General features: G+C 71.0%; 11 protein-coding genes. 10 read left to right on the plus strand and 1 reads right to left on the minus strand.

The window, feature by feature from the left end; all coding sequences use genetic code 11:
* On the minus strand, positions 1 to 1,112 hold a 1,112-nt coding region (locus tag RMO85_RS02705), incomplete at its 3' end, for a hypothetical protein (RefSeq protein ID WP_310526320.1).
* 112 nt (positions 1,113 to 1,224) lie between these two features.
* Here RMO85_RS02705 and RMO85_RS02710 point away from each other — a divergent pair.
* From RMO85_RS02710 to acs, 10 genes are all read left to right on the plus strand, one after another.
* On the plus strand, positions 1,225 to 1,881 hold the full coding sequence (locus RMO85_RS02710; RefSeq protein WP_310526321.1) for a glycosyltransferase family 2 protein: 657 nt from the start codon (positions 1,225 to 1,227) through the stop codon (positions 1,879 to 1,881).
* Positions 1,878 to 2,417: a DUF2064 domain-containing protein gene (locus tag RMO85_RS02715; protein WP_310526322.1), complete on the plus strand. Its 540-nt coding sequence runs from the start codon at positions 1,878 to 1,880 to the stop codon at positions 2,415 to 2,417. The genes RMO85_RS02710 and RMO85_RS02715 overlap by 4 nt, the downstream gene beginning before the upstream one ends.
* On the plus strand, positions 2,414 to 3,055 hold the full coding sequence (locus RMO85_RS02720) for a class I SAM-dependent methyltransferase (protein ID WP_310526323.1): 642 nt from the start codon (positions 2,414 to 2,416) through the stop codon (positions 3,053 to 3,055). Before RMO85_RS02715 ends, RMO85_RS02720 begins: the two co-directional genes overlap by 4 nt.
* The gene (locus RMO85_RS02725) at positions 3,052 to 4,215 is read left to right on the plus strand and encodes a molybdopterin-dependent oxidoreductase (protein WP_310526324.1); all 1,164 of its coding nucleotides are present in this window, start codon (positions 3,052 to 3,054) and stop codon (positions 4,213 to 4,215) included. The genes RMO85_RS02720 and RMO85_RS02725 overlap by 4 nt, the downstream gene beginning before the upstream one ends.
* Complete coding sequence (locus RMO85_RS02730) at positions 4,212 to 4,637, plus strand: hypothetical protein (RefSeq protein ID WP_310526325.1); 426 nt, start codon at positions 4,212 to 4,214, stop codon at positions 4,635 to 4,637. Before RMO85_RS02725 ends, RMO85_RS02730 begins: the two co-directional genes overlap by 4 nt.
* Before the next feature lies 1 nt (position 4,638).
* The gene (locus RMO85_RS02735; RefSeq protein WP_310526326.1) at positions 4,639 to 5,322 is read left to right on the plus strand and encodes a response regulator transcription factor; all 684 of its coding nucleotides are present in this window, start codon (positions 4,639 to 4,641) and stop codon (positions 5,320 to 5,322) included.
* Entirely contained in the window at positions 5,319 to 6,458 is a 1,140-nt protein-coding gene (locus tag RMO85_RS02740) for an ATP-binding protein (RefSeq protein ID WP_310526327.1), read from the plus strand. The genes RMO85_RS02735 and RMO85_RS02740 overlap by 4 nt, the downstream gene beginning before the upstream one ends.
* Positions 6,459 to 6,612: 154 nt before the next feature.
* The gene (locus RMO85_RS02745; RefSeq protein WP_310526328.1) at positions 6,613 to 6,972 is read left to right on the plus strand and encodes a DUF485 domain-containing protein; all 360 of its coding nucleotides are present in this window, start codon (positions 6,613 to 6,615) and stop codon (positions 6,970 to 6,972) included.
* Complete coding sequence (locus RMO85_RS02750) at positions 6,972 to 8,606, plus strand: cation acetate symporter (RefSeq protein WP_310526329.1); 1,635 nt, start codon at positions 6,972 to 6,974, stop codon at positions 8,604 to 8,606. Before RMO85_RS02745 ends, RMO85_RS02750 begins: the two co-directional genes overlap by 1 nt.
* Before the next feature lie 177 nt (positions 8,607 to 8,783).
* Positions 8,784 to 10,760, plus strand: a complete 1,977-nt coding sequence (acs, locus tag RMO85_RS02755; RefSeq protein WP_310526330.1) for an acetate--CoA ligase — start codon at positions 8,784 to 8,786, stop codon at positions 10,758 to 10,760.
* The last annotated feature ends 30 nt before the right edge of the window (positions 10,761 to 10,790 follow it).

Raw genomic sequence — 10,790 nt, forward strand, 5'->3', positions numbered from 1 at the left:
AGCACCGGATCGAGGGGGCGCCAGCGCCGGCGTACGGCGACGGCCAGGCCCGCTCCGAGCGCCGGCCCGCCGCTGACGAGCAACGCCGCGAGATTGCCCCAACCCCAGTAGGCGAAGGGACGCGTGGCGGCGATGCCGTCCGAGTAGCGGTCCACCAGCACCGGGTAGGCCTCCCACCACGAGAAGCCGGCGAGCGCGAACCCGCCGACCACCACGAGCGCGGCCGCCGCGGCGACCGGGAGCGGCCGCCACGAACGCGCCGCCAGCAGGACACCGAGCGCGAGCAGGCCCAGCAGTGGCAGTCCGTAGGACAACATCACGCACCAGCCGAGCAGCAGTCCGGCGAGCACCGACCAGCCGACCATCGTGCCGACGCGCGGCCGCGTGGCCGCGCGGGTCAGCGCCGCCAACCCCCACGCCGCGACCGCGGCGAACACGGCATCAGCCGACACGGCCATGAACACCGCCGCCGGGCTGAAGACCAGGAACGGCGCTGCCGAGCGCGCCGCCGACTCCACCCCCAGCTGGCGCAGACAGACCAGCACTGCCGCCGGCACTGACGCGGCCAGCGCGCACACGACGAGCGCGGCCGGCAGGTCGGAGCCGAGACCGAGCCGGACCAGCCCGACGAAGAACAGCACCGCGCCCGGTGGGTGTCCCGCCACGTGGGTCGGCCAGTTGTTCGGCGCGCTCTGCGGGATCCGCTCGACGTATCCGGTGAGCAAGGCGCCGATGTCAGTCACCTCGCGCGCGGTAGGGAGGTACTCGCTGGAGTGGGCCAGGATCCGATCCAGGCCGGCCGGCCCCCTGACCAGGGCCAGCGACAGCAGCCAGGACAGCGATGCGGCGTACGACGCCAGCAGGAGGCGTCGCCACGACAGGGCCTGCCACCTGCCCGCCGAGGCGACCGCGCCGACGGCGAGCAGGACCGCCGGGACGGTCCCCACGCCGAGGGCGGGTCGCCAGAAGCCGTGGAGCGGCGCGAGCCCGAAGCGGTCGCTGCGGGCATCGACGTCCCAGTCGATCGCGAAGGGCAAGGAGAAGGCGACGACGATCAGGACCGAGGCCGTCACGAGGCCCACCAGGGCGGTCCGGGAACGGTCGCGCGACATGGGACGACCCTAGGCAGCGACACTCCGCCGCACGTCAGCCGGTCGTAGGACGTCAGGGCTTCGTAAGACCTTCCGGCCGTCTGCGCGGAGTCTGCGCCCTAGTTTCACAACCATGAACTGTGATCTCGTGCTGCCGTGTCGTGATGAGGCACCCGCGCTGGCCGTCCTGCTCCCGCGCATCCCTGCCTGCTTCTCGGTCATCGTCGTCGACAACGGCTCGCGCGACGACACCGCCGAGGTGGCCGCCCGGCTGGGTGCGCGCGTGGTGACCGAGACGCAGCCCGGGTACGGCGCCGCGGTGCACGCCGGGCTGGTCGCTGCGCGCAGTGACTTCGTCGCGGTCATGGACGGAGACGGGTCGTTCGACCCCGCATCGCTGCTGCCTCTGCTCGACGACGTGGCCTCGGGCCGCGCCGATCTCGCCGTCGGCCGCCGCCGGCCGGTGCGCAGCAGTGTCTGGCCATGGCACGCACGAGTCGGCAACGCGCTGGTCACCGCGTGGCTGCGTCACCGACTGGACATGACACCGCACGACATCGCACCCATGCGGGTGTGCCGCCGCCAGGCACTGCTCGACCTCGACCTCCGCGACCGGCGCTTCGGTTATCCGGTCGAGCTGTTGCAGGCCGTCACGGTGGCCGGTTGGCGGATCACCGAGCACGACGTGCCCTACCACCCGCGGGCCGCAGGCACCCGGTCGAAGGTGTCGGGCTCGGTGCTCGGCACCCTGCGCACGGCCCACGACTTCTCCAAGGTGCTGGCGTCATGAGCGCGTTCACCGTCCTGGTCATGGCCAGGTCGCCGGTGCCCGGTCAGGCCAAGACCCGGCTCGGGGCGGTGATCGGCCACCACCGTGCCGCCGACCTCGCGGCGGCCGCCCTCACCGACACGGTCGCCGCCTGCCGTGCCGCCGGCGTGCGCACCGTGATCGCCCTGGCCGGAAACCTTGCCGACTGCCCGCAGGCCGAGGCCCTCACCCGAGTCACGGCCGACTGCGAGATCGTCGCCCAGGAAGGCATCGACTTCTCCCACCGGCTCGTGCAGGCCCACCGGGTCGCCGGGCCGGGTGTGGTCGTCCAGATCGGGATGGACACTCCGCAGGTCACCGCCGCCGACCTGCGCGCCGTGGCGGCCGGGCTGTCCGGGCACGACGCAGTCCTGGCCCCGGCCACGGATGGCGGCTGGTGGGCCCTGGCGCGTCGAGGCCCTGCGGTCGTCCAGCCGCTGGCAGAGGTAGTCATGTCCACGCCCGGCACCCGCTTCGCCCGACTGTGGCGCGACGTCCACGTCGCGGAGGCATCATGACGGCCGTCGAGGTGTCGTTCAGCGAGGTCTTCGCCAGTGCCCTGCGCGGCCACCCGTGCACGGTCGTGGGAGTGCACGAGCAGCCGCTCACCCTGCCGGTCGACCGCTGGACCCGTGCCGCCGACGCGGACGACCTGCGCCTGCTCGATCTCTGCGTCGGCCCGACGCTGGACGTCGGCTGCGGGCCCGGACGCCTGACGGAGGCGCTGGCTCGAGCCGGCCACGTCGCCCTGGGCATCGACGTCGTCGAGGAGGCGGTGGTGCGGACCCGGAACCGCGGTGGCTGCGCCCTGCTGCGCGACATCTTCGACCCGGTCCCCGGCGAGGGGCGCTGGCAGACCGCACTGCTGGCCGACGGCAACATCGGCATCGGCGGCGATCCCGGGGCCCTGCTCGAACGCGCCTGCGCGCTGCTGGCACCCGGCGGCCGGATCGTCGCCGAGGTGGCGGCACCGGGTGCGGCGAGCACCAGCAGCTGGGCCACCCTGGAGTCAGCACACCATCGCAGCCGGCCGTTCCGGTGGGCGGTGGTCGGTGTGGACGGCGTCGGCCTCCTGGCAAGCGCGGTCGGACTGCGCGTGAACGGCCGCCACCAGATCGGCCAGCGCTGGTTCGTCGTCATGACGCAGGCGTCATGATCAGCCCGCCCGCACCCGAGCACTTCACCTCGCGGCTGCGCAGCCCGACGGTCGCCGCCCGAGTGGGCGTCTGGCTTGGGGTCGCCTTCACGCTCTGCTTCGTCACCGGCCTGATCAGTCACTACGCACAGCTGCCCTCGCACCCGATCCCGTGGCCGACCAGCCCGAGCTGGGGCTATCGGCTGACCCAGGGGCTGCACGTCTCCAGTGGGCTCGCAGCCATCCCGCTGCTCCTGGTCAAGCTCTGGGCGGTCTACCCGCGACTCTTCGAGCGACTCCCACTGCGCGCGCCCGGTCGGCTCGCGCTGGCCGGGCTCGAACGAGGCTCGATCGGCGTCCTCGTCGCCGCCTCCGTCTTCCAGCTCGCCACCGGCGTCCTCAACGCCGCGCAGTGGTATCCGTGGCGCGAGTTCTCCTTCCGCACCACGCACTACGCACTCGCCTGGGTGTCGATCGGGGCACTGGCGCTACACATCGCGGTGAAGCTGCCCGTGATCCGAGACGTGCTGGCGCGACCCATCGACGACACCACCCACGACCGTCCCACCGCGGTGACTCCCGGGCCCCTCACGCGTCGCGGACTGGTCCGCGTCACGTTCGTCGCGGCCGGCGTCCTCACCGTCCTGACCGCCGGCAGCACCGTGCCCGCGCTGCGCCGCATCTCGCTCTTCGGGGTCCGATCGGGTCGCGGGCCTGCGGGGATCCCGATCAACAAGAGCGCCCGCGCCGCCGTCGTCACGGCCAGCGCGACCTCCGCGGACTACCGCCTCTCGTTGGTGGTCGACGGCACGCCGGTGCGCGAGCTCACCCTGGCCGAGCTCCGTGCCCTCCCCCAGGTCACCCACACCCTCCCGATCGCCTGCGTGGAGGGCTGGAGCGCGAGCGGGGAGTGGCACGGAGTCACCGTGCGCGACCTGCTCGCCCTCGCCGGCGTCCCCGCCGGGACCGACGTCATCGTCACCTCGCTCCAGGAGCACGGCGCCTTTCGGCGTACGTCCTTGCCGGGCAACGTCGCCGCCGACCCGCGCACGCTGCTGGCCCTCGGCCTGAACGGCGAGCCCCTGGCCCTCGACCACGGCTATCCCGCGCGACTGATCGCGCCCAACCGGCCCGGTGTCCTGCAGACCAAGTGGGTCAGCTCGCTGGAGGTGACGACGTGAGAGTCGTGATCGCGATCATCGGCACTGGCTTCGCTGCGTACGGCGGCTGGCTGGCGCTCAGCCGGCAGGACGTCGGCCAGCTCGTCGAGGTCGGCCTCTGGCTGGCTGCCGGCGGCCTCGCCCACGACGGGGTGGTCGCTGGCCTGGTGCTTGTGGTGGCGCTGCTCGGACGCCGTCTGCTGCCGAGCGCTGCGCAGGCTCCGGCCACCATCGCCCTCATCGTGTGGGGCAGCACCAGCCTGGCCGTGCTGCCTGTCCTGGGTCGCTTCGGTGCCCGGTCGGACAACCCGACGCTGCTGGACCGGCCCTACCTGACCTCGTGGCTGGCGCTCACCGCCGCTACCGTCGTGGTGGTCGTGCTCGTGAGCGCGTGGCGAGCGCGCCGCTGCGACGACTCGGCGCCCACCACCGGGGAGGACTGACATGGGCCACATCCTCGTCGTCGACGACGACGTCACGGTCCGTGAGGTCGTGGTGACCTACCTGCGGGCGGCCGGTCACGACGTGACCGAGGTGGCCGACGGATTGGGCGCCCTGGCGGCAGCCCTGGAGCGGCAGTTCGACCTGGTGCTGCTCGACGTGATGATGCCCGGCATGGACGGCCTCGAGGTGGCCCGGCGGCTGCGGCTCGCCGGCGACACGCCGATCGTGCTGCTGACTGCGCTCGGTGACGAGCAGGACCGCGTGCTGGGCCTCGAGCTGGGCGCGGACGACTACGTCACCAAACCGTTCAGTCCCCGCGAACTGACCCTGCGGGTGGCCTCGATCCTGCGTCGCACCGGCGAGCCCACGGCAGCTGCTCGGGCGGTCCTGGTCGACGGCGACCTCCGGGTGGACTGCAGGCGGCACGAAGCCACCCTCGCGGGCGAGGCACTGAGCCTCACGGGTCGCGAGTTCGACCTGCTCGCGCACCTGATGGCCCACCCGGGTGAGGCGCTCTCGCGCGACGACCTGATGCAGCAGGTGTGGGGCTGGAGCTTCGGGGACCAGTCCACCGTGACCGTGCACGTCCGCCGGCTGCGCGAGAAGGTGGAGGCCGATCCGCGCAGCCCGCGCCGGCTCGTCACCGTCTGGGGAGTCGGCTACCGGTGGGAGGTCAAGGCATGAACGGTGACCAGATCGAGATCGTGCTGGTGTCCGCTGCCTCGGCGCTGTCCGTGGGTGTGCTGGGCCTCGCCGCCGCCTGGCTGCTGCGCAACCGGTCGCTGCGGTGGCAGCTGATCGTGATCGCCGTCGTGTCCGTGCTCTCGGTTCTCGGCGGCATCCTCGCGATCGCCCAACGCATGCTCATCTCGCCCCACGACCTCGACGTCGTCACCACCGTGACCGTCGTGGGCGCTGCCATCTCGCTGTTGGTGGCCCTCGCGCTGGCGTCCGCCGTGTCCCGCTGGTCGCGGACGCTGCGCGACGACGTGCGTCGTGTCGGCTCGGCCGGAGCAGCGATCGCCGAACGCCGAGGTCCGGCGGAGCTGCAGGCGCTCTCCGCCGAGCTGGCTGCCACCCACCGGCGGTTGGCCGAGGCGGACGAACGTGAGTCACGACTGGAAGCAGCTCGTCGCGAGCTCGTGGCGTGGGTGTCACACGACCTGCGCACCCCCCTCGCCGGGATCCGGGCCATGACCGAGGCCCTGGAGGACGGCATCGCCGTCGACCCCAACCGCTACCACCGACAGATCCGCGCGGAAGTCGACCGGATGGTGCGGATGGTCGACGACCTCTTCGAGCTCTCCCGCATCAATGCGGGAGTCCTGTCCCTGGCACCCGTTCCCCTGCTCCTCGTCGACCTGGTCAGCGAGGCCCTCGCCGGCGCCGGCGCCATCGCCACCGCCCGCCGTGTGCGCCTGGACGGCGACGTCCCGCACGGGCTGGAGGTGCACGCGGATCCGGCCGCTCTCGCACGGGTGCTGGCCAACCTGATCGCCAACGGCATCCGGCACACTCCTGCCGACGGCACGGTCCACATCGCCGCGCGGGCCGTGCCCGGGGGCGTGGAGATCGGGGTCACCGACGGCTGCGGCGGCATCCCCGACGACGAACGCGAGCGGGTCTTCGACGTGGCCTTCCGCGGCACCGAGGCGCGCAGTCCGGCGGCCCCCGACGAGGTCGACACCGGCGGCGCCCGAGCGGGCCTGGGGTTGGCCATCGTCAAGGGCATCGTGGAGGCGCACGACGGCGCGGTGACCGTCGCCAACGTCCGGGAACCGGCCTCGGGCTGTCGTTTCCTGATCAGGCTGCCCGCCTGAGCGGGTGACCGTTCGTCGCGCCAGATCGACCGCTCACCGATGCGCGCGGTCCACCCGGCGACGTACCCACCCGTCACCCTCGCGGTCACCCCCGGGCCGGTGCCACCGTGACGGCGATCACACCCCGTGACCTGCCTGCACGAAGGGAAACCCCGTGAGCACCGAATCAAACGAACGAGCCGCGCTCGGAGATCCGGTCTACGACCGGCTCCACGCGACGCCCGAGTTCACCGAACTGCGCCACCGTTACCGCAGCTTCGTCTTCCCCGCGACCGTCGCGTTCCTCGCCTGGTATGGACTCTTCGTCGTGATGTCCATGTGGGCGGGCGGCTTCATGGGCACCAAGGTCGTCGGCAACATCAACATCGCGCTCATCTTCGGACTCCTGCAGTTCGTCACGACGTTCGCGCTCGCCTGGGTCTACGCGCGTTACTCCAACGCCAAGCTCGACCCGCTCGCGCGTTCGCTCGACGAGCAGTACGCCGCCGGCCGCAACGATGGAGGGCAGGTCTGATGCAGGGTCACCAGATACTCACCACGGGGCTGTTCCTCAGCGTCGTCGCGCTGACCGTCGGGATCACGATCTGGGCGAGCCGCAACTCGTCCGGAGCGGCCGACCACTACGCCGGCGGGCGCAACTTCTCCGGCTTCCAGAACGGTCTCGCCATCGGCGGCGACTACATGTCAGCCGCCTCGTTCCTCGGCATCTCCGGCGCGATCGCACTGTCGGGCTACGACGGCTTCCTCTACTCGATCGGGTTCCTGGTGGCCTGGCTGGTGGCGCTGCTGCTCGTCGCCGAGGTCCTCCGCAACTCCGGTCGCTACACGATGGCCGACCAGCTCGCCTACCGGATGAGGCAGCGGCCGGTCCGCACCGCCGCGGCCACGTCCACGGTGGTCGTGTCGATCTTCTACCTGCTCGCGCAGATGGTCGGCGCCGGCGCGCTGGTCGCGTTGCTGCTCGGTGTCACGAGTGAGGGCATCAAGAACCTGACGATCTTCTTCGTCGGCGCGCTGATGATCTTCTACGTCACCGTCGGCGGCATGAAGGGCACCACCTGGGTGCAGATCGTCAAGGCCGTCCTGCTGATGGCCGGGTCCGCCCTGATCGTGGTCCTCGTGCTCGCGAAGTTCGGCTTCAACCTCTCCGACCTCCTCGGCACTGCCGCCGCCAACAGCGGCAAGGGCGGCGCGTTCCTGGAGCCCGGGCTCAAGTACGGCGTCAGCACGACGTCGAAGATCGACTTCATCTCCCTCGGCCTCGCGCTCGTGCTCGGCACCGCCGGGCTGCCTCACATCCTGATCCGCTTCTACACGACCCCGACGTCGCGCGACGCCCGCAAGTCGGTGCTGTGGGCGATCGGCCTGATCGGCACCTTCTACCTCTTCACGCTGGTGCTCGGCTTCGGTGCCGCCGCCCTGTTGGACACCGACGCCTACGCCAAGGTGGCGGCGTCCGGCGGCAACCTCGCCTCGCCCCTGCTGGCCGAAGCGGTCGGCGGTGGACCCGGCTCGACCGGTGGCGCCGTGCTCCTCGCCGTGATCTCGGCGGTGGCCTTCGCCACCATCCTCGCCGTGGTCGCCGGTCTCACGCTGACCTCCAGCGTCTCGGTCGCGCACGACCTCTACAACAGCGTCTGGAAGCGGGGTACCGCGTCCGAGGCCCAGGAGCTGAGGGTCTCCCGCTACGCCGCTGCCGGCATCGGCCTGATCGCCATCCTGCTCGCGATCCCGGCGCAGAAGCTCAACATCGCGTTCCTCGTGGCCCTGGCCTTCGCGGTCGCGGCGAGCGCGAACCTGCCCTCGATCATCTACAACATGTTCTGGCGCCGGTTCAACACCCGTGGCGCCGTGTGGAGCATCTACGGCGGCCTGATCTCCTCCGTCGGCCTGGTGATCTTCAGCCCCATCGTGTCCGGCAAGGGCATCGACGCGGTCACCGGCAAGAACCTGTCCCTGCTGCCCACCAGCATCGACATCTCGTGGTTCCCACTGGAGAACCCCGGCATCGTCTCGATCCCGCTCGCGTTCTTCCTGGGCTGGCTCGGCACGGTGACGTCGAACGAGCCGGAGGCCGAGGCTCGTTACAACGAGCTCGAGGTGCGCGCGTTGACCGGTGCTGGCGCCGAGGTTGCCGTCAAGCACTGAAGCCCGTCTGGAACGCCCAGCGGTCCGCCGGTCAAGGGGGCCGGCGGACCGCTGGTGTGCGGAGACGCACCTGTCACCGTTGACAGCGCCGCTCCCGTCCGGATGACGGGTGGTCGCCGCCGCGGCGCCCGAGTAGTTTCACCAACGACAGCCGACGTACCAGTCACAGGAGATGTCATGGCCGACCAGACCCTCGCGAACCTCAGCACCGAGGAGCGCCGCTTCGAACCCCCGGCCGATCTTGCGGCCAACGCCAACGTCAAGGAGGAGGCCTACGACCGGGCGGCGTCGGACCGTGATGCGTTCTGGGGCGAGGCCGCCGAACGCCTCGACTGGGGGCAGCGGTGGAACCAGGTCCTGGACTGGTCCAACCCGCCCTTCGCGAAGTGGTTCGTGGGCGGCACCATCAACGCCGCGGTCAACTGCGTCGACCGCCACGTCGACGCCGGGAACGGCGACAAGGTCGCGCTCCACTGGGTCGGCGAGCCCGAGGACGACACCCGCGACGTCACCTACGCGGACCTGTTGGACCAGGTCTCCCGGGCCGCCAACGCGCTGACCGACCTCGGTGTGAAGAAGGGCGACCGGGTCGCCATCTACATGCCGATGATCCCCGAGGTCGTGGTCGCGATGCTGGCGTGCGCCCGCCTCGGCGCCCCGCACACGGTGGTCTTCGGTGGCTTCTCCGCCGATGCGCTCGCGTCCCGCGTCACCGACTGCGGCGCGAAGGTCATCCTCACGGCCGACGGTGGTTACCGCCGTGGCGCTCCGAGTGCGCTGAAGCCTGCCGTCGACGAGGCCGTGGCCAAGGTGGGTGACCTCGTCGAGCATGTCGTCGTCGTACGACGCACCGGCCAGGACATCGACTGGGACGACAGCCGCGACGTGTGGTGGCACGACGTCGTCGACGCCGCCTCGCCCGACCACGAGGCCGAGATGCACGACTCCGAGCACCCGCTCTACGTGATGTACACCTCCGGCACGACCGGGACGCCGAAGGGCATCCTGCACACGACCGGCGGCTACCTCACCGGCACCTCCTACACGCACTGGGCGGTCTTCGACCTCAAGGATGACGACGTGTACTGGTGCACCGCCGACGTCGGCTGGGTGACCGGACACAGCTATCTGGTCTACGGCCCGCTCGCCAACGGCGCGACCCAGGTGATGTACGAAGGCACGCCGGATGCCCCGCACCGGGGCCGCTGGTGGGAGATCATCGCGAAGTACGGCGTCACCATCTTCTACACCGCGCCGACCGCGATCCGGACCTTCATGAAGTGGGGCGACGACATCCCCGCCGAGCACGACCTGTCCTCGATCCGCCTTCTGGGCTCGGTCGGTGAGTCGATCAATCCCGAGGCCTACATCTGGTACAAGAGGCACATCGGCGGCGCCGACGCCGCCCATGCCGGGGCGCCCATCGTCGACACCTGGTGGCAGACCGAGACCGGGCAGATCATGATCAGCCCGCTGCCCGGTGTGACCGCGGGCAAACCGGGCTCGGCCATGAAGGCACTGCCCGGCATCTCGATCGACGTGGTCAACGACGAGGCCCAGTCGGTCGGCAACGGCAACGGCGGCTACCTCGTCATCCGCGAGCCCTGGCCCGCCATGCTGCGCACGCTGTGGGGCGACGACCAGCGGTTCATCGACACCTACTGGTCGCGCTGGGAGGGTCTCTACTTCGCCGGCGACGGCGCCAAGCTCGACGACGACGGCGACATCTGGCTGCTGGGCCGCGTCGATGACGTCATGAACGTCTCCGGGCACCGGCTCTCCACCACGGAGATCGAGTCGGCACTGGTCTCGCACCCCAAGGTCGCAGAGGCGGCCGTGGTGGGGGCGGCCGACGACATGACCGGCCAGGCGGTCTGCGCCTTCGTGATCCTGCGCGACACGGCCGGCGACGGCGGTCCCGACATCGTCCAGGAGCTGCGCAACCACGTCGCCAAGGAGATCGGCGCGATCGCCAAGCCGCGCCAGATCATGATCGTGCCCGAGCTCCCGAAGACCCGCTCGGGCAAGATCATGCGGCGGCTGCTCAAGGATGTCGCCGAGCACCGCGAGGTCGGCGACGTGACGACCCTCGCCGACTCGACCGTGATGGACCTGATCAAGGGCAAGGAGAGCTCGGCCTCCTCGGAGGACTGAGCAGAGCAGACACCTGAGGACGTGGTGAAC

This window comes from Nocardioides sp., from assembly GCF_031422975.1.
Classification (GTDB): domain Bacteria; phylum Actinomycetota; class Actinomycetes; order Propionibacteriales; family Nocardioidaceae; genus Nocardioides.

Excerpts from the sequence above, each read along its gene's own strand:
- RMO85_RS02740 (WP_310526327.1), top strand. The coding sequence starts at position 5,319 with ATGAACGGTGACCAGATCGAGATCGTGCTGGTGTCCGCTGCCTCGGCG.
- RMO85_RS02720 (WP_310526323.1), top strand. The coding sequence starts at position 2,414 with ATGACGGCCGTCGAGGTGTCGTTCAGCGAGGTCTTCGCCAGTGCCCTG.
- RMO85_RS02715 (WP_310526322.1), top strand. The coding sequence starts at position 1,878 with ATGAGCGCGTTCACCGTCCTGGTCATGGCCAGGTCGCCGGTGCCCGGT.
- RMO85_RS02750 (WP_310526329.1), top strand. The coding sequence starts at position 6,972 with ATGCAGGGTCACCAGATACTCACCACGGGGCTGTTCCTCAGCGTCGTC.
- RMO85_RS02725 (WP_310526324.1), top strand. The coding sequence starts at position 3,052 with ATGATCAGCCCGCCCGCACCCGAGCACTTCACCTCGCGGCTGCGCAGC.
- acs (WP_310526330.1), top strand. The coding sequence starts at position 8,784 with ATGGCCGACCAGACCCTCGCGAACCTCAGCACCGAGGAGCGCCGCTTC.
- RMO85_RS02710 (WP_310526321.1), top strand. The coding sequence starts at position 1,225 with ATGAACTGTGATCTCGTGCTGCCGTGTCGTGATGAGGCACCCGCGCTG.
- RMO85_RS02735 (WP_310526326.1), top strand. The coding sequence starts at position 4,639 with ATGGGCCACATCCTCGTCGTCGACGACGACGTCACGGTCCGTGAGGTC.